At 30.4% G+C, this 19,327-nt stretch carries 14 protein-coding genes; 3 read left to right on the forward strand and 11 right to left on the reverse strand.

Annotated features, from left to right (window positions below; translation table 11 throughout):
• The 4 genes from MODO_RS12490 to MODO_RS12505 all read right to left on the reverse strand — a co-directional run bounded on the left by MODO_RS12490 (position 1) and on the right by MODO_RS12505 (position 5,109).
• On the reverse strand, positions 1–1,299 hold the full coding sequence (locus MODO_RS12490) for a nucleotide sugar dehydrogenase (protein ID WP_059051090.1): 1,299 nt from the start codon (positions 1,297–1,299) through the stop codon (positions 1–3).
• A 30-nt stretch (positions 1,300–1,329) separates the two neighbouring features.
• The gene (locus MODO_RS12495; RefSeq protein ID WP_059051092.1) at positions 1,330–2,673 is read right to left on the reverse strand and encodes a nucleotide sugar dehydrogenase; all 1,344 of its coding nucleotides are present in this window, start codon (positions 2,671–2,673) and stop codon (positions 1,330–1,332) included.
• Between the two features lie 198 nt (positions 2,674–2,871).
• Entirely contained in the window at positions 2,872–4,317 is a 1,446-nt protein-coding gene (locus MODO_RS12500) for a hypothetical protein (protein WP_059051156.1), read from the reverse strand.
• Positions 4,318–4,365: 48 nt separating this feature from the next.
• The gene (locus tag MODO_RS12505; RefSeq protein ID WP_230493085.1) at positions 4,366–5,109 is read right to left on the reverse strand and encodes a DUF6904 family protein; all 744 of its coding nucleotides are present in this window, start codon (positions 5,107–5,109) and stop codon (positions 4,366–4,368) included.
• Between the two features lie 101 nt (positions 5,110–5,210).
• Between MODO_RS12505 and MODO_RS19040 the strand changes: the two genes are divergently transcribed.
• The 3 genes from MODO_RS19040 to mobC all read left to right on the forward strand — a co-directional run bounded on the left by MODO_RS19040 (position 5,211) and on the right by mobC (position 9,217).
• Positions 5,211–5,516 (forward strand): YWFCY domain-containing protein, encoded by a 306-nt coding sequence (locus MODO_RS19040; RefSeq protein WP_016649236.1) that lies wholly within the window; start codon positions 5,211–5,213, stop codon positions 5,514–5,516.
• Between the two features lie 565 nt (positions 5,517–6,081).
• Positions 6,082–6,657 (forward strand): hypothetical protein, encoded by a 576-nt coding sequence (locus tag MODO_RS12510; RefSeq protein WP_059051094.1) that lies wholly within the window; start codon positions 6,082–6,084, stop codon positions 6,655–6,657.
• Positions 6,658–7,213: 556 nt separating this feature from the next.
• Positions 7,214–9,217, forward strand: coding sequence for a conjugal transfer protein MobC (gene mobC / locus MODO_RS12515; RefSeq protein ID WP_059051096.1), 2,004 nt, complete (start codon positions 7,214–7,216; stop codon positions 9,215–9,217).
• 61 nt (positions 9,218–9,278) lie between these two features.
• Here mobC and MODO_RS12520 read toward each other — a convergent pair whose 3' ends face one another.
• The 7 genes from MODO_RS12520 to MODO_RS12550 all read right to left on the reverse strand — a co-directional run bounded on the left by MODO_RS12520 (position 9,279) and on the right by MODO_RS12550 (position 19,239).
• Positions 9,279–11,294, reverse strand: a complete 2,016-nt coding sequence (locus tag MODO_RS12520; RefSeq protein WP_059051098.1) for a DNA topoisomerase — start codon at positions 11,292–11,294, stop codon at positions 9,279–9,281.
• Position 11,295: 1 nt separating this feature from the next.
• On the reverse strand, positions 11,296–12,585 hold the full coding sequence (locus tag MODO_RS12525; protein WP_059051100.1) for a DUF3945 domain-containing protein: 1,290 nt from the start codon (positions 12,583–12,585) through the stop codon (positions 11,296–11,298).
• Between the two features lie 102 nt (positions 12,586–12,687).
• Entirely contained in the window at positions 12,688–12,981 is a 294-nt protein-coding gene (locus MODO_RS12530; RefSeq protein WP_006258064.1) for a helix-turn-helix domain-containing protein, read from the reverse strand.
• Positions 12,982–13,892: 911 nt separating this feature from the next.
• Positions 13,893–14,141: a hypothetical protein gene (locus MODO_RS12535; RefSeq protein WP_059051102.1), complete on the reverse strand. Its 249-nt coding sequence runs from the start codon at positions 14,139–14,141 to the stop codon at positions 13,893–13,895.
• A gap of 81 nt (positions 14,142–14,222) precedes the next feature.
• On the reverse strand, positions 14,223–15,500 hold the full coding sequence (locus tag MODO_RS12540) for a relaxase/mobilization nuclease domain-containing protein (RefSeq protein WP_059051104.1): 1,278 nt from the start codon (positions 15,498–15,500) through the stop codon (positions 14,223–14,225).
• On the reverse strand, positions 15,497–15,922 hold the full coding sequence (locus MODO_RS12545; RefSeq protein WP_059051106.1) for a plasmid mobilization protein: 426 nt from the start codon (positions 15,920–15,922) through the stop codon (positions 15,497–15,499). The genes MODO_RS12540 and MODO_RS12545 overlap by 4 nt, the downstream gene beginning before the upstream one ends.
• Before the next feature lie 269 nt (positions 15,923–16,191).
• The gene (locus MODO_RS12550; RefSeq protein WP_059051108.1) at positions 16,192–19,239 is read right to left on the reverse strand and encodes a DEAD/DEAH box helicase; all 3,048 of its coding nucleotides are present in this window, start codon (positions 19,237–19,239) and stop codon (positions 16,192–16,194) included.
• Positions 19,240–19,327 lie beyond the last annotated feature (88 nt).

Raw genomic sequence — 19,327 nt, forward strand, 5'->3', positions numbered from 1 at the left:
TTATAATCTTGAATCAACAATATCTCTATCTAAACATGCCTTAGTATCAAATATTACAGCATTATTTACAGTTAAATCCTTTAATTCTAAAGTCAAAAACTGTTTATGTGCTACAGCAATTACTACTGCTTCATATTTCTTATTCTCTGGTAAAGTTTCTTCTATAATACTAAAACCATATTCATGTTTTACCTCCTCTGCCTTTGCCCATGGATCATATACATCTACATTCACACCAAACTTCTTCAACTCTTTATAGATATCAGCAACTTTCGTATTACGAACATCTGGACAGTTTTCTTTAAAGGTAACTCCTAAAATCAATACATTAGCCCCTTTAATATGTAAATCTTTCTCAATCATTAATTGTATTGTCTTAGACGCTACGAAAGAAGCCATTCTATCATTCACTCTACGTCCTGACAAAATTACTTCTGGATGATATCCTAATTGAGTCGCTTTATGTGCTAAGTAATATGGGTCTACTGAGATACAGTGTCCTCCTACTAAGCCAGGCTTATACTTAAGAAAATTAAACTTAGTGCCTGCTGCATCTAATACATCATTTGTATCTATCCCTACTTTATCAAAAATTAAAGCTAACTCATTTACGAAAGAAATATTGACATCACGTTGTGCATTCTCTATTGCTTTTGACGCTTCTGCTACTTTTAAAGAAGGTGCTAAATGTGTTCCTGCTTTAATGATCTTTTTATACAGATTATCTATCTCCATCGCAATTTCAGGAGTACTTCCTGAAGTTACTTTCATAATAGTAGTCAAAGTGTTCACTTTATCTCCTGGATTAATACGTTCTGGAGAATATCCAACATAAAAATCTTGGTTAAACATTAAACCAGAGAACTCTTCTAATAAAGGCACACAAACCTCCTCTGTACATCCTGGATATACTGTAGATTCATAAATCACAATATCTCCTTTTTTCAAGACTTTACCAAGCATAGTAGAAGCGCCTCTTAATGGTCTTAAATCCGGGGCATTAAATTCGTCAATAGGTGTCGGAACAGTTACAATATAGACGTTTGCAGTTTCTAACAACACCAAATCATTAGAAGCTTGATACCCCTTCGTAAAATCATTTAATTTAGCTTTATTTAAAGAAATATTTAGTTGTTCTAAATCAGCTTCTAGCGTATGATCTTCTCCACGATTTAACTCATCTACTCTCTCTTTATTAATATCAAATCCTATAACTTGAAAATGTTTAGAAAATTCTATCGCTAGAGGTAATCCTACATAGCCTTGTCCTATTACTGCTATTTTATAATCTGTTCTCATTGAGATTTTTAATTTTAAAAACTTAATTTATTACAATCTACTATCTATTATACTTCTATCTAATACTGCTTTCACATCATAAATAACCGCTGGTGAAGATACCATTTCTTCAATATTTAAAATACGGAAATCCTCATGTGCTGTTGTTAATATTATTGCTTCGTAATTATTTCTTCTTGTTGGTAAACGATGATCAGTAACCTGAAATTTTCTTTCCAACAACATTTCTATATCATCAACCACCTCTATCCCATACTCCTCTCTCACTTCCTCTACATTCACCCAAGGATCATATACATCTACTTCGATACCATAAGAAACTAATTCCTCATAAATCTTCGCTACTTTCGTATTACGGGTATCAGGACAGTTCTCCTTAAATGCAAACCCCAATAACAATACTCTAGAGCGACTTACGTCAATCCCTTTTTGTATCATTAACTTCACTACTTTACTTGCGATAAATACAGGAATCTCATCATTTACACGACGACCTGATAAAATTACATCTGGGTAATACCCTACTTGAATCGCTTTATGTGCTAAGTAATATGGGTCTACTGATATACAGTGTCCTCCTACCAGTCCTGGTTTATATTTAAGGAAGTTAAACTTGGTACCTGCTGCTTCTAATACATCTTGGGTATCGATCCCTAACCTGTCAAAGATTAAGGCTAGTTCATTTACAAAAGAGATATTGACATCGCGCTGTGCGTTCTCTATTACTTTTGCAGCCTCTGCTACCTTTAATGACGGTGCTTTATGGGTACCCGCTTTGATAATGGTACGGTACAAATCATCTATATAATCTGCCACTTCTGGTGTACTTCCTGAAGTAACTTTGATAATTGTTTCTAAGGTATTGACTTTGTCTCCTGGATTAATACGCTCTGGTGAATACCCTACATAAAAATCACGGTTAAATACTAACTTAGAAGCCTCCTCTAATACAGGAATACACTCTTCTTCTGTACATCCTGGGTATACTGTAGATTCATAAATCACAATATCTCCCTGCTTTAGTACAGTTCCCACTAATTTAGACGATAATTTTAATGGGGTAAGATCAGGAGCATTAAACTGGTTAATCGGGGTTGGTACGGTAATGATATATACACTTGCCTCTGCGATATCACTGATACTCGTACTTGGTTTGTACCCCTTTACTCCTCCTGAATTGTTATAAGTTAAGATTGAGACGTTTAACTGACTCTCGTCTACTTCTTTTGTAAGGTCAATCCCTCTTTGTAGCTCTGCTACTCTGCTTTCTTTTATATCGAATCCCACTACTGGGAAATGTTGTGCAAAGGCAAGTGCTAAAGGAAGGCCTACATAACCTTGTCCGATCACTGCAATTTTAACTTCTTTTTCCATACTTTTTTTCATTATTGTTACTGTCTAAAGATACCGTATCGTCAGTAAGTGTCATTATTTTTTAACAATAAGTTACAAATGTACACTTTTAAAATATTGGTACTAGCAAAAATGTTGTTTTTTGTGTGTAGTAGTGTTTTTTATTAGTAAAGGCTCCCTCTTTCTTTTTCCTATATTTTTCAACTACTTCTTTTTTTATTACATAGACCTTAATTTGTTAAGCTCATCAATCATAGCAGTTCTTCTTGGATATAATTCTTGAAGGGCTTTTATAGTAGTTTCTATTTTTACAGATTGATTAATAAATCTATCTTGTATTTCTTTAATAATGTAAGCTAGACTTCTATAACCTGACCTATTATTAAGTCCTTTAGCCTGTAAAAGTACTAATGGCATTAAAAGATCTACTAAAACAAAGTCATCATAATGTTTTTGTAAAACATCAATATAACTTAGCACTAATCCTAGATCTTTAACCTGACTCACCAAATTAAACAAATCCTGTATCATATTTTCCAAAACATAAACCTTCCCTAATCTTTCTAGTAACATTCTGTTATATGCACTTGTGGTCATATAAGTATTTTTCTTACAAAACTTATCTACATCTTTAATTACTTCGTTTATATAATCCTTTAAAACAATACTCCAATTAGAATCCGTATAGGTGTTTTTCCACTTAATTAGATACTCGGATTTATCACCCTTACCTTCTAGGGCAAACTTTTTATATAGACAGCGCATCTTTTCTATATCACCACTTAACTCATAAATCTCTAAAAGAAGACATTCCCACCTAAAAACAAGCCCTAAATAATCTAACTCCTTAGCTTGTTTAATACCTATATAGACTTGTTCTTTAGCCTTGTCGAATTCTTTATTGTCTTTATAGTAGTTAGCTAGTCTAATCCTTACATCTGATAGCTCTAAGTTATTCATTATAGTGGCTAAAAAAGAGTCTATATCCTTATAATGTTCAAAAAAATCTAATTTGAGCTTAATAAGGTGTTCAAGCAAAAAACGATTATCTTTCTCTTTACTAGCCTTTTTATCAATATAGGTTAAAAAACGTTCTTTGTTTTCCGTTTTAAAACAAAGCATTTTATATGAGTCTAATAAATCATAGCCATAGTCTCCATAGTCAAAGTAAATCTCTCTGTTTATTTGACTTTCTAAAAATTCCATTAGATCTAATTTAAGCTCTCCTATTTCTTGTGATTCTATTAGCTTATCTAAATACTGCAATATCTCAGATAACAAAACACCTATATGCCCACTACTATCATCACAATACTCTACAACTTTAATTACTTCTGTTAAAGCCGCCTTTATAATGTCTAAAGACTCTTTATACCTGTGACGTTGAATCAACACCTCTAAAGTCTCTAAGTGTTCTTGTAACTCACTAGCAAGTCTTGGTGTGTTATTATAATCTATAAAGCCCTTATAATTATAAGAGCTTATAATACTTTTAAAAAGTGCTCTATACCTATTTTGAATATCATCATTTTTAAACTTATCTGAGAAATAAGTCTCTAGATCCAGTTTAAACTGAGGATTCCTCTCACTGTAATACACAATAAACTCTTCTAATTCTTCTTTATGAATTTCTTTTAAAATCTTATCTATCTTTATTTTATACATTGCTGACTTTTTATTATACTTTCTACTTAAACTTACTAAAAGAAACAATTACCACTTCACGCTTTCATAATCAAAATAATCATCATCAAGCTCTAAACTTGTTACCTTAATTTTTAATCTTTTAGCCTCACGTTCTAGTTCTTCTCTGTAAAGATTATAACCCGAAGTTCCATAACAGGCTTTCTCTAGTAATCCTGGCAAGGCCTTAAAGGCCTTTTTACCACCATTTAACAAGAAGTATTCTAGGTTAATTTTTCTCATATAAATATACAGGCAATCATTTAAGGTATCTATTCTACTGGTTATAAAACCTTTTAATTCTAAAGCTGTTTTTAAGTCAAATTCATACATTGCTTTTTCCATCCAATACTCAAACTCTAACAAATGTGATAGAGCTAGTTTATTAGTTGGCAATAGCCTTTGCTTGTATCTAATGGCCTGAATAAAAAATATTCCTTGAACCCACGATAAACAACATCCATAATAAACAGATTCACTACCACTTAAATGGCCCGAGTTTCGCTTTAATCTACTATCATTAAAGGCTTTTCTAATTTCATATAAAACCCCGCTTATAATTTTATCACAAGAATCAAATTCTAATTCCGAATCATAGATTTGATCATTAAAGAAAATAGAAAAAGAGTCATACAGCTCACTTAAATCTTCACGACTTCCCCAAAGCTGAAAACCTATAGCATTTTTAGTTGGTTTAATATAAAACATAGTCTTGTCTTTTATTTTTTTACAAGATAAAAATAGTTTTTTCTCAACAATAACAGCAAAGTTCATCTTATTAAAAATAAACCAAGTCTTTTTAAGGACAAAAAAAACCTTTAAGAGTCAATAAGATAAAAAAAAGCAATAACCTATATTTTTAAAGATATAAAACTATGGAAAGCGAAGATGATTTAAGAGCCGTTAGTATTATTATACTACTTCTGCACATTTACTGGTTCTGTTACTCTTTATTTATACGCCTTGGGTTAACCTACCCTGTGATTGATAAAATCCTTTTAGGATTTAACGCTAAAGCAAGTTTATTTCTCTATCCTATCTACGCGAAGCTATTTTCTATTTTATTTCTAGGACTGAGTCTTTTGGAAAACAGAGGGGTAAAAAATCACCTAAAAGAAAATAATTATTCTATTTTGTATTGGAGCATCACTTTTCTTTCTAAACTCATCTCTAGCAGTTAGTCTATACATTAGTAGTTTATCTATAGGATACATACTGCTTCTTGTTTCTGGAGCTTATATAAATAAGCTTATTTAAAAAAACAACAGTACAACGAAGCTTAAACTGCGCAAGGTGAAGTTTTTTAATAGAGAGCATAAGAGGGAATTCTTATCTATAACTAATCTTTTCCAAATAAAGTCGGATATGATAGCTACCTTATACAAACTGAGATGGCAAATAGAAGTTGGGCTTTCTCAAACTTGGTGAGTTTTTGTAAGATTCATCTGTTTAACTACATTAAACTATTACATTTCTTAGAAAATCCTGAGCAAGATTGGATTATTGAAGATCAAGAGATAAAACAACTTTCTTTATTTTGACAGCCTATTTATAGTCTAACTATGAGATAAAAACAATATAAAGCTTACTATCAAGATAGTATGATAATATAATCTCTTAATAATAAGTTTTATCGGACACTAATGGGTAAGTATATACTTTTCTAAATATCTTTACGTTTAATTTAAATAAATCATTCAATCTTTATATATGCCTATAGACAAATCTTATTCAAAAATTTAATTAATGAAAAAAGCCATTATTTTATCTGCCACCTTACTAACATTTACCTTATCAAGCTACTCACAAAGCGATACAAATACAATAGAACACCAATTTAACACACTAATTAGCCAATCAAATAATTGGCAAAATTACAAGGTAGTAGAGAAAAATAAATTACAACAAGTACAACAAAATGTAAAGGATTCGATAAACAACCTACAAACTACTATACGAGAGAATAAGAATTCTCTTATAGAACAAAAAAAATCCATAGATTCTTTATCCAGTCAATTACAGGTTCTTCAAGAAAACCTAACAATTGCAATTGATAAAGAAAACAATCTTGACTTTATAGGTATCAGTACCCATAAAAGTACTTTTAAAACAATAGTTTGGTCTATTATTTTAATACTCCTATTGGTTTTAGGTATCTTATTTATCCAATTCAAGAAAAGTTTTACCAACACAAAGGATGCCACTAGAAAACAAATCGAAGCAGAAAGTGAACTTGAAGAATATAAAAGATCATCCTTAGAGCGAGAACAAAAAATAAGAAGACAGCTTCAAGATGAAATCAATAAAAACAAACGAGTTTAACCCATAGGATAAAGCATATAAAAGACTGAGATTTATTTTATAATTCATTAAGAGTTAGCTTTGGGTTAACTCTTAATGATTATATCATTTTTCTCTTACAACTCTCCTGGCGTATATTCAATCACTCCCCCCTATTCTATCTATTTTTATATTTAAAAATGGCTAAGTACACGACAAAAATAGCATTATGTCAATAAACGGAGATACATTAAACAGATTCACTACCACTTAAATGACCCGAGTTTCGCTTTAATCTACTATCATTAAAGGCTTTTCTAATCTTAATATAAAACCCCCACTTATAATTTTATCACAAGAATCAAATTCTAATTCCGAATAATAGATTTGATCATTAAAGAAAATAGAAAAAGAATCATACAGCTAACTTAAATCTTCACGACTTCCCCAAAGCTGAAAACCTATAGCATTTTTAGTTGGTTTAATATAAAACATAGTCTTGTCTTTTAAGGACAAACACCCCCTTTAAGAGTCAATAAGATAAAAAAGAAGCAACAACCTATATTTTTAATATTCTAATTTTTAAAGATATAAAACTATGCAAAGCGAAGATGATTTAAGAGCCCTTTCAAAGATTTTATCTTTTTTAAGAGCCGTTAGTATTATTATACTACTTCTGCACATATACTGGTTCTGTTACTCTTTATTTATACGTCTTGGGTTAACCCACCCTGTGATTGATAAAATCCTTTTAGGATTTAACGCTAAATCAAGTTTATTTGCACATCCACTCTATACTAAGCTATTTTCTATTTTACTTCTAGCTTTAAGTCTTTTGGGAAACAAAGGGGTAAAAAATCAAAAAATCACTTTAAAGAAAGTAGCTATTTTATTTTTAATGGGAGCTGGGCTTTTCTTTTTAAACTTTTTCCTTTTAAAAAGAAACTTACTTATTGCAAATATCCTATATATCACAACTTTATCAATCGGGTATATACTACTTCTTGTATCGGGAGCATATTTAAGTAGACTTATAAATCAGGAGCTTTTAGAAGATGTTTTTAATTTAGAGAATGAAAGTTTTTATCAAGAGACTCGCCTTTTGCAAAACCCGTATTCGGTTAATCTTCCAACTAAATTTTACTACCGAAAAAAATGGCATAATGGATGGATTAATGTAGTTAATCCCTTTAGGGCAACAATTGTTCTAGGGACTCCAGGTTCGGGTAAGACCTATGCGGTTATAAACAGTTTTATCAAGCAGCAAATAGAAAAAGGCTTTGCCATGTATATCTATGATTTTAAATACGATGATCTTTCAACTATTGCCTATAACCATCTTCTTTTAAATGCCCATAAATACAAAATAACGCCTAAGTTTTATGTTATAAACTTTGATAATCCAAGAAAAAGCCACAGATGTAACCCAATAAACCCAAAGTTTATAACAGATATCTCTGATGCCTATGAATCTGCCTATACCATTATGCTTAATCTTAACCGATCTTGGATACAAAAACAAGGTGATTTTTTTGTAGAATCACCAATTATCCTTCTAGCGGCTATTATATGGTTTTTAAAGATTTACAAAAACGGTAAACACTGCACCTTTCCTCATGCTATTGAATTACTTAACAAACCCTACAAAGATGTTTTTACTATTTTAACCTCGTACGACTCCTTAGAGAACTATCTCTCTCCTTTTATGGACGCTTGGCAAGGAGGGGCTCAAGATCAGCTTCAAGGACAGATCGCATCGGCAAAAATTCCGCTATCTCGTATGATATCTCCCTCTCTATATTGGGTTATGAGTGGAGATGATTTCTCCCTTGATATTAACAATCCCAGTGAGCCCAAGATTCTCTGTGTGGGAAATAATCCAGATCGCCAGAGCATTTACTCCGCCGCACTTGGCCTTTACAACTCCCGTATTGTAAAGCTGATAAACAAAAAAGACCAGCTAAAAAGTAGCGTTATAATAGATGAGCTTCCAACTATTTACTTCAGAGGCCTTGATAATTTAATTGCAACGGCTAGAAGTAATAAAGTAGCGGTGTGCTTAGGCTTTCAGGATTTCTCTCAACTAGTAAGAGACTATGGAGATAAAGAGAGTAAGGTTATTCAAAACACGGTGGGTAACATTTTCTCTGGTCAAGTAGTTGGAGATACAGCCAAGAGCTTATCTGAGCGTTTTGGAAAAATACTTCAAAAACGCCAAAGCATATCTATTACTAGGCAAGATAGATCCACATCTTTTTCCACTCAGCTCGATATGCTTATCCCTGCTTCTAAAATATCGTCTTTAAGCCAGGGGATGTTTGTTGGGGCTGTATCTGATGATTTTTTCCAAAAAATAAAGCAGAAGTTTTTCCATGCACAAATACTCATAGATTCTGATAGGATAAAAAATCAAGAAATGAATTATAAAAAAATACCAACTCTTACCTCTTTTACAGACTACAAAGGCAATGATCACCTAGATAGGGCTATTACAGATAATTACAATCAAATAAAAAAAGACGTTGAGCTGTTGGTTAAAAATGAAATTAAACGCATTGAAAACGATCCAGATTTAGTACACTTACTTAATAACAACAAGTAAATTAAACAAAGATAGAGATAGGTGTTTTAAAACAAACTATCTCTATCTTTTAGCTAAAATATTATTTAACTGTATCAAACATAAGCCTTGCGTTTTTATCTAAAAACAAATACGCTTCAAAACAAATGTTATCTCGCGCTTTAAAGATAAATACTTTACTTGTTTTTCTTAGTTCCAATAATTCCTCAAGTTCTTGCTTAGATAGGTGTACTTCAAAGACTAATCTAGGTATAGTCCAATTACAAGTTTTATTTAAACAAACAAGCCTTTGATAGCTAAGCTCAAATTTACTACCTAAACACTTAGGACAAGATCCTTTTAAAGGCTCTTTTGACTCTTTTAAATAAGAGATGCTTTGGCTTAACTCCTTAAGCTTTTCACAACTGATTTTATAAAACATCTGCTTGTTTATCTCTGCTTGATTTGCCTTGAAAAATAAAACCTCAAAATCAAATAAATAAGCAAAGCTAGAAACAGGTAAATCTTTTGTTTTAAAATAATAATCAAGGGCCTTGTTTGTACAAACAAGCTTTTTATTGTCTATATACAAATACTCTTGTTTTATTAACTGATCAAGGGTTAAACTAAGACCGAGAAAAAGATCTGTAAAATAACAAAAATGCATATGTGCAATTGCGTTTTCGTGTAAGGTTTTAATAAAGTCTTTTTTTAGTTTTTTAAACAAACCCTCTATACAAGACAAAGCATTCTGCTTTTTTGTGTGTGTTGTAATATTTACAGATTCTATTTTAAAGACTTTCATACCATTAAGCTGCTCTAGAGTATCAACTTGGTTTACCAAGTTATCCTTTAAGAACTCTCCCTTATAAATCTCTAAGGGTAAATCAAGACCTGCATCATCTACAAAGAGATTTAAACTAACTTTTTTTACATCTTCTTTAGGGGTAAAACAATCTATTGTTCTTTTTACTATCAACTGATAGATTACTTTTTCACACGTATTTAAACAAGTTGGAATCTTTAAAGTAGGTATAATGCCGTGAGTTTTTAAATCACTATCTACTATCACGTCCTTATAATTAAGCCTAGCTAATTTTAAAGTTAACAGCTCTTTTTTAAACAAGGGATAATCTCTTAAGGCGTTTAATAATCTTGGTATACTTGATTTATACCAACTAGGCAGATAATTATTTAAAGTAAGGGGATAACTAATAAATCTTTGTCTGTAAAGACTAAGCAAGGCCTGTTTTGTTTTACTAAAAGAAAACCCATATAATTTATTAACGCATATTATAAGACTTATAAAATCATATAAAAGTAACTGCTTTTGCCTTAGAGTTTGTATGTTTTTTTCGCTTATCTCTACCCTTGAATCTTTATTAAGCAAACCAGATAAGCTTTGGGCTTGTTTTAGTTTTTTATACTTTTTTTCAAAAAAGCAACAAAATAGTTTCTCCTTAAAACTAAGCTCGACACTTACTCTGTAGCGAGTTTTAGATTTACTAGCCTCACTCTTTAGATGTTTTTTAGATAACAAAGCGATAAGAGCAGTTTTAATAAGACCTAATTTAATTTTTGTTCCTGTTTGATTGTAATAGTACCTACTTAACCTATTTTGAACAATCTTAAAGACAAGATCCCTGTTATAATAAGTTTTAAAACAAAAAGTAGTATTATCTAAATATAAGTGATTTTTTAAAAAGGATTTCTCTAAACTATAAAGCCATAGGGTTTTACAGGGCTGGGTTATATTAAAGAATTCTTTGAAATACTCAAATTTTCTTCTTTGGGCCAAACTTGGCTCTGTGGCTATAACAATAGATTCAGATTTAAGGATGAGACGCTTTATTAACTGCACTTTTTTACTTTGAACAACACAAGGAATGTTTTTATTAGTCCTTTTTACAAGCTTTAATTTATACTCAAAGAAGTTTTTAGCTCCAAAAGAGTCATTATCTTGTTTAAATTTTAAAGGCTTTAAGTCTACCAGGCAATCATCTATCCAAATAACTAAATGAGTCTGTGAGCTATAATAATCAAAATGCCTATTGTTTGCATTAAAAAACGTGGCTAGAATTCTAGCCACGCTTGCTGATTGTGTTATAATAAGTTCCATATTAAATTTTTAAACCTTTTTTTCTGTTTTGAGTCTCTTTATTATTCTGTGTTTGACTCTCAATGATCTTAGGGTTACTTGGATCAGTGAAAGAAAAATTAGTTCTATTGTTTATTTTATCATAGTTTATAAAACCCTTATAAGGCTTGCCTCTTTTATCAATAAGTCCATCAATAGCCACAGTCTTACCTTCTAAGAGCTCTTTATACTGATTTTCATCTAGGGTCTTTCCTCTAAAGACCTTTAAGTCTTCAGGATTAGAGATCTTCTTATTTTTATTTGTATTATCAAACAAAAACTCAATATGCTCTTTAGAGGCATTATACTGAATATGAGCATCAAAAGGATTTCCTTTACTTGAACTCATAGCCTTAACTAGAACTGCTTTTCCTTGTCTTAGCTCACTTAATTGATTATCAGAAAGATCAACCCCTTTTATATGTGTTGGAATTTGCATTTTCTCAACACTAGTAACCATTATATTATTGGTTAATCTATCCACGCTTACAACCGATGGGATATAAGAGTTAGTCTCAGGATCTAAAAGCTCCACTACCCTTCCCATATTACCTGTCTTTAAAAGATTGTGTTTATCTTGCCTGGTAAACTCATGTCCTTGAAAAGGTATATTTAAATTTGGGTACTTTTTTACTCCCTCAAGAGTCATTACAACCTCTCCGTTAGGTGCATGTTTAAGTCCAAGACGTGCATCTAATGAAAACTCAGCAGATCCCAAATTAAGATTAACTTGAACTAAATCTTTTGTTTTATATCCCTTTAATAAAGGTTCTAAAAGATCCATCTCTTCAAGTTTCTCTTTTGAGAGTCCTATCTGACTTAGTGATTCCCAGTTTATATGGTCAATATTGTATTTATATGGATTATATTCTTTACAAGAGGTTATATCCTTATTGGTACTATTATCTATACTTTGAATCATTTGCTTCGGATCTACTTGATGGGATAGATACAGCTGATGATTTAAAGTGTTTTTCAAGTCTAACTCACCTTGCATCTGCTTGGACAAACCAATAGCTAAATTCTCTGGAACCCTAAAAAAACTAAACCTAGTGGGGTCTTTTAATTGAGAAAAGAAATTGGTGAAAAAATTAGAAAAGAAATCTCCGTTTTTATCTAATCTTAAAAATGAGTTTAAATTATTCTTATTAATTGGTGCACTTTTAAGATTACCGTTTTCACTTAAGCCCTGTACGGCTTTAATTTTGTTATCCTTTGAATCACTAACAAGTAAGATATCATGTTTTGATTCACTGCTTTTTTTTACTTCCATAATTAATAGGTTAATTGATTAATACCTAAAAGTATCTCCTAGATCATTTTGTACTTATTTTTGGCACAAAAAAGTATGTGTTTGACCTTTAGAGTCGTTTTATTACTCTCTTACCGGAACAGCAAAGCTGTCTCGAATGAACTGCTGCACATCAGAGAGCTTATAGTATATCTTACCTTTTAATCTGTAATAAGGAAGTTTTTTATCAGATCTATATCTTTGAAGCGAGCGAGAACTTATCTTTAAAATCTGTAAAACATCTTGATTATCTAAAAGTTCTTCTCCATCGATATTTAAAGTTTGGAGTTGAACCTTGGCAATATGCTCACTTAAAGCATCAAGTTTTGTAGAGAGTCGTTCCATCCAGGAGATGAATTCTAAACGAGTAACATTCATGATTTAAATTTTTAATGGTTAATATTCTTGTTAGCTAACCATACAAAATTGAAAAGCTTAAAAAAGGTGTAAAGCCAATTGGCATGAAAAAAACAGAAATTCTTATAAAACCGATAAGAATTTTAAAACTAACTAGCCACAAGACCAGATACAATAAGACTTTAAAGGATAAAAGTAAAAAGACAGATAACGACTTCTTATATACGAATTTTTTCTGAACTATAAAGCCAATTGGCATCTGATTTACAGATAATTAAAAAGCGTACTATTTATCTCTATACTTTTTAAAAATAAACTAGCATATAACCTGTAAAGCTATAAAAAGAGCAAAAAAAAATTAAAAAGTGCTAATCTTCAAGTAATTCTAAGCTAAATAAAAATACAATTCAACTAAAAAAAACTTACAAACACTATTTAAAGATAAATTACAACAATAAAGCACATAATTTATAAAAAACAATAACTTAAAGTTATTAATTTAAATTAAAAACATACTTTTGTATAGTAAAATTACATAATACCAATGTATTATAACCTTGATAGATAAAACACATAATTATAACACATTAATGAAGTTTGTCTATTTAAAGACATGTTAATTAATACAATACGAAAAAGAAAATGAAGAAAAAACTACGCTTTATAAGTTACCTACTTATAACTGTATCACTGTTTATATTAATTAATCTAGTGTATCGCTATAATACTATAAATGAACCCTTTGATGAGTTAAACAAAGAAATATTTATCAGTTTACTTAATCTAATTATTGGATTAATCTTTTTTTTCAAATCAAGAAACACACAAAACGAGAAATAACAACGATAAGAAATACTTGTTTTTATAATTGGGTGTTACAACAATACTCTTATTCTTTTTTTGTTTAAACCAAAGCCTAAACACAAACCATACTATTTGAGTCTTTTTGCTATTTCTTTAAAAGAATCATCCTGTTTTTTTTCTAGTAAATCCGTTAGATTCTCTGAGGATCTTTTAGCTTTATTTAGCTTTTTGTAGTTTATTTTAGTTGTGCTTTTACCAATAATATCAGTAGTTAATACAGTGTAATCTTCTTTAGACTTACTGTCTAAAAGAAAAGAAACTAAACTTTTAATTGAAAAGTAAACAAAAAAATAAAGACCTAAGAACATACTTATCATACCTTTTAATTTTAAATAACCACACCTTTTTTAAACACTTATCCCACATTTATACATGCCCATATAAAGTATTTCACTCTTTTAAAGAGTATGTCTTTTCTTTTTACGTTTTTTCTTTTTAAGATTCATAAACTGCTTCTGATCTAAATCATCTACTGGGCCAGTAAATAGAAAATTAAAAAAACTAACAAACTCTGCTTTATTATAAGAGTTATAATAATTATCCACAAACTCAAAACAAGGATGAACCTTTAAACTATCAAACTCTTTATTTAACTCAATAAATCTATGTTTTACAAGTCTCTCAATAGGGTCTTGTTTCTTTTTAGAGTTGTTTAAAAGGGTATTAAAAAAAGGATCGTTATCTAATTTATTAGACAGCTGAATATCAATATGAGAAAAAGAGAAAACTCGTCTATATTTATGACTAACAAAATAGAACTTGCTTTTATCTTTATTATCAGCAACTAGATTAATTCCTTGGTTAGTGAGTAGTTTTTTAAAGTGCTTGTAATCTTTACTTTGAGAAAGATATGATCGTATTTGATCACTAACCTTGTTTTCAATATTTAAGTCTTTAGCTTTAAGAGACTTTTTAAAGTGTTTTTCTAAAAAGTCTATATCTACTTTTAAAGAAAGTTTACTTGAGCTTACTAGATTACTAATTTCTTTATTTTGATGATCAAGAGCAAAATACATTATAGAATTAAACTCTTTATTGTTCCCTAATCTAGCCTTGACTTTAAAAAGATTTAAAATAGCATTATACTGTTTTAAATCTTCAAAACTATAATACCTGGGTAAACTACTAACAACACTATCTATTTGCTGAATGATGTTTGGTTTTCTATAATCAACAATAGCTAGGTCTAAACTATTTTTATATCTTTTTTGATAACCTGTTAGGTTATATTGTTTTGTAAGGTCTAAACAAACCTTTTTTGCTAAAGCAAAATCAAACTCTTTTTCTATTTTATATCCTTGTAAATCTATTGCAACCGATACAATATGAAGATGTATGCGTTGAAGGTCAAAATGTTTATAAATAATATAAGGCTGGTTTTGATATCCCATTTTGTCCATATAGGTTTTAGCTATATCTAAAAGAGTTACATCACTTATTTTATCCACAGGATTGGGATTAAGTGATATATGTCTGGCGGGAGTAACTGTTTTTACATTATTAAGTAAATAAGGTTCAAAATAACTATAAAAATACCTGCTTGCATTCTGAATTTCACCTATAGGAAGCGCTATTTTATTAACTCCTAGTATACAAGCTGATTGATTATCTACCTTATTTTGATTATATCTTAAAGCTTTTATAATACTATCGCTATTATTAATTTGCGCAATCATAGATCTGAATTTTTACAAATAATCATTTTTTCAAAATCAAGTATAAGATCAATAATCGCTCTACATAATTTTGAAAGCTCTAAAGTTGTCTTTTCAATATCTTTTAAAATTTGTTGTGAATCTGAATCTAAGTCAGATCTATTTACAAGAATATTATAACTTATCCCTAAAGCTTTAAAATGATTAATCAAACCTGTAAGACTTGCATGAAACTCAAGAGCTACTTGATCTATTACAACAACCTTAATCTTTTGATTTAAAACACACGAGGCAGCAAATCTAGATATGTTCTTGATTTGATACTTTACTAGAATCTTATTAAAGTCTAATTGCTCCTTTTCTGTTAGTTTAAAAGTATATCGATATCTCTTGGGAGGTAATTTTTTTGTTTGTTTAGTTTTTTTGTTTACACTGTTTTCCATAGCTATAAATATTAGATACAAACAAACTAGTAATAAAAACTAACAGTTAAAACATTATGGTATTTATGGGCATAATTAGGCTTAGATTGACGATTTACTTGTATTTTAAATCACTAAATTTTTTTAAAGTTAAGCATCATACTTATAAAAAAATAGGACTAAGACTAGTATTTAAAAATCTTTACAATTACAAAGCACTAGGTTAGTACAAAAACACAGTAGTATTTAACCTTCTGTGTTTTTTGTTTTTTATTATAGATACTCTAAAGCTATTTTAACTCCTTAGCCATTACATTAAAATAATCACAATTACCCCATAGATTTTTATTACCAACTACATAAAACCTTTTCTTAGCTCTTGTTAAGGCTACATTTAGCATATTGGGTTTCTGGCTAACCCAGTTTCTTGCTCCTTGTGATCTAGGATCACCACCTAAAACTAAAAACACAACATCTGCCTCCTTTCCTTGGAATCTGTGTATGGTTCCACATTCTATTTTTTTGTCATATAAAAATTCATTGTGACAATAACGAGCTATTGATTTAAAAGGAGAGATTACATAAATCTGCTTATTAAACCCTGAGCTTCTTAATTGAAAAATCTTTTCTTTTAATAGCATTATCTCATCAATAACAACATGTCTGTCTTGAAGTATTACTTGATCACTGACATTATACCACTGCGATACTGCTAATGATTCCTCCTCAAAGGTTAGATTAGTGGCCTTAACCATTTGTCCGTTATAGGCAATATCATTGGCAATTCTAAACATTGGATCATCACAACGTCTGTGTGTTCGAAGCGGAAAACCAGTCCATATTTTCTTATCAGTTCCACTTACATCCATGTAAGTTCCATATTTTGAGATTCTATCTGCTAATTGTTGTACTGATGTTTTAGAATAAGACCACGCAATATCAACCCTATATTCCTGTCTTAGTCTTTTTACAAGCTCGACAGGCATTGTAACTACAGGTTCTACCTGTAATGGATCTCCAACTACTACGCATCTTTTAGATCTTTGAATCAACCCTACAACGGATTGAGCTGTAGCTTGACCTGCCTCATCAAGTAACAGCCAGCCTATTTGCTGTTTACTATAACTCGAGAATAACCTACCCACAGAGGCTAGTGTGGTTGATACAACAGGAACACAGAAAAAAAATGTATCCCAAAGATTCTGATAGATTTTATCATCTGTTTTTATCGTGTTTTGTATTAGCTGAAAATATGCATTTAGATTATTTCTAATTTTTTTTGCATTAACTAAAATCGCATTTTCATGTAATTTTAAAGCTGTTAAAAATATCTCACTTCTTAAACGTGCTATCTTCTTTGAGTGATATGGGTTTAAAAGATGTATCTGCTTGATTGATTTATCTAAAAAATTTAAATCACAAATATCATTAGTATCAATGCCGTATTTGTGGTTTAATTCTCTTTTAATATTATTATAATAGATAAAAAACTCATCGAGTTTTTCAATCTTAAGACCTAGTGCTTTTTTTTCTAATTGATAATCCTTTATGCTATTTAAACAGCTGTCTATCTGATTTTTTAAATCAAAAATTTGTTTATTTATTTTATTAAACTCTTGTAGTATTTCACTAGCTTGAGCATCCCAACTTGTAAAATTACTGGTTTTAAAAAGTTTATGAAAAAACAAAAAAGAAGGTTTTCTAAGTGATAAGACCCCTAGAGTAGATTCTATTTTGCTAAAATCATTTTCTAACTCCTGTTTTTGATTTAAAAGTATCTTTTCTCTATCTACACAATCCTTAATTTTTGTATCAATTAACGCTATCGCAGATAAGTGTTTATCTTTTTGATTCTGATTTTCAATACACTGAGGCAGTAAATCATGAAACTCACTAGAAAGGCTCTGAAACTGAGTAAACTCGCTTATCAAGGATTTGAATTTTTGATTTTGCTTTTCAAATTCTCTAGCGTAAAGATTAGTGTTATCAGTCTTTTTATAAACACTATAAAGCAAAGCTTCAAAGCCAAAATGGTTTTCTTTTTCATTAGATTCCCAAAAAGCCTGTTTAAAAAGTGTTCTATTTTCACTATTTCCAAGTGCTGCTGCTAAAACTCCCCAACTAGGCTGATTTATAAGTCTTTGGGAATAGTTTGAAAAATAACTAGCCTTTGAAAATGTTTCATTATCTATTTTTGATTTACAAGGTAGCTCTTTAGTTATATTCTCAACCGCTGCATTGTTATTACTTGCCACAACAATTCCAAAATCCCTTTGAAGTTTTGGATTAAGAGGATAAGTATATAAATCAAAGCCGTTTTCTTTAGGTATAACATTATGCCCTTGATCAAAAATATGATCACAACCTAGATCTGATATCACAAGAGCTCTTTTTACAACTACCTCAGCAATAACATCTAACAATAGCGTAGTTTTACCCGTACCAGGAGGTCCGTTTACTCCTTGAATCCCTTCAGAGTCCTTAAGGTCTTTAAAGATTGTGTTTACCGCCGCGCTTTGAGCCGAGTAAAGTCCATATTCAATTTTAGAAGGCCACCTTCCCATGGTAAGATAGCAAGGATTAAGAGCCTTAAATAAATGCCATTTATCTTTTATTAAGTCTCTTCTTTTATCAATACTGGGTTTAAGGGTAAGATATTGCTTTAAACTAGGGCTGAATTCACTTGTTTTTATACTAGTTAAATAGTTAAGATCATCAAGGAAAAAACTATTTAAAAAGCTAATTACAGCCTCACTATCCTTATAAACTTGCTCTTTTAAAACAAACACTTTAATATCAGAATTAAGCCAAGGAGCTAGCCAAGACAGATAAGCAATCTCATTTTGGATTTGTGTTAAGCAAAAAGGCTTATCCCCTTTTTGATGTGAGTCACTAGAGTTATCAAGTATATTATGTCTTTCTATAAAATCCTGCTTAACCTTTTCTAGCTCTTCAGATATAGTAGATAAGTCTTTACCACTTTTAAGAGCGTTAATTCCAAGTATATAACTAGCCAGTATGTAACTATCTTGCTCTATTGATCCATTCTCATTAAGTATTAAGGCAGATAAACAGCTAAAACCAGTTACTGGTTCTTGCCAATCTTGAATCTGTTCTGATTTAAGTAGTGTATTTAAATAGCTAATAATATTACTATTGCCAATTTTACCAAAATAAAGTGTGTACCTCCACTTATAATTATCTTTAGCCCTTGTCTGGTCAAGCATCCAAGGTAGGATCTGATTTAAATCTAATAGAACAGCATCTTTATTAAAACCAGGTAAATTAAATACCTCAATGTCTCTCCAATACTTTAGTATGTTGTGTTGTTGTGTCAATTTTCTTTTTCTTTAATTACTATAATAAACTACATCAAAAAACACTTTAAATAAGCTACTATAGACAAATAGGAAGCTAGGGGAATGA

Source organism: Myroides odoratimimus, from assembly GCF_001485415.1.
GTDB lineage: Bacteria > Bacteroidota > Bacteroidia > Flavobacteriales > Flavobacteriaceae > Flavobacterium > Flavobacterium odoratimimum.

Coding starts and splice junctions, on each gene's coding strand:
- MODO_RS12490 (WP_059051090.1), bottom strand. CDS start 1,299: ATGAGAACAGATTATAAAATAGCAGTAATAGGACAAGGCTATGTAGGA.
- MODO_RS12505 (WP_230493085.1), bottom strand. CDS start 5,109: ATGAACTTTGCTGTTATTGTTGAGAAAAAACTATTTTTATCTTGTAAA.
- MODO_RS12495 (WP_059051092.1), bottom strand. CDS start 2,673: ATGGAAAAAGAAGTTAAAATTGCAGTGATCGGACAAGGTTATGTAGGC.
- mobC (WP_059051096.1), top strand. CDS start 7,214: ATGCAAAGCGAAGATGATTTAAGAGCCCTTTCAAAGATTTTATCTTTT.
- MODO_RS12540 (WP_059051104.1), bottom strand. CDS start 15,500: ATGATTGCGCAAATTAATAATAGCGATAGTATTATAAAAGCTTTAAGA.
- MODO_RS12545 (WP_059051106.1), bottom strand. CDS start 15,922: ATGGAAAACAGTGTAAACAAAAAAACTAAACAAACAAAAAAATTACCT.
- MODO_RS12510 (WP_059051094.1), top strand. CDS start 6,082: ATGAAAAAAGCCATTATTTTATCTGCCACCTTACTAACATTTACCTTA.
- MODO_RS12500 (WP_059051156.1), bottom strand. CDS start 4,317: ATGTATAAAATAAAGATAGATAAGATTTTAAAAGAAATTCATAAAGAA.
- MODO_RS12525 (WP_059051100.1), bottom strand. CDS start 12,585: ATGGAAGTAAAAAAAAGCAGTGAATCAAAACATGATATCTTACTTGTT.
- MODO_RS19040 (WP_016649236.1), top strand. CDS start 5,211: ATGGAAAGCGAAGATGATTTAAGAGCCGTTAGTATTATTATACTACTT.
- MODO_RS12520 (WP_059051098.1), bottom strand. CDS start 11,294: ATGGAACTTATTATAACACAATCAGCAAGCGTGGCTAGAATTCTAGCC.
- MODO_RS12530 (WP_006258064.1), bottom strand. CDS start 12,981: ATGAATGTTACTCGTTTAGAATTCATCTCCTGGATGGAACGACTCTCT.
- MODO_RS12535 (WP_059051102.1), bottom strand. CDS start 14,141: ATGATAAGTATGTTCTTAGGTCTTTATTTTTTTGTTTACTTTTCAATT.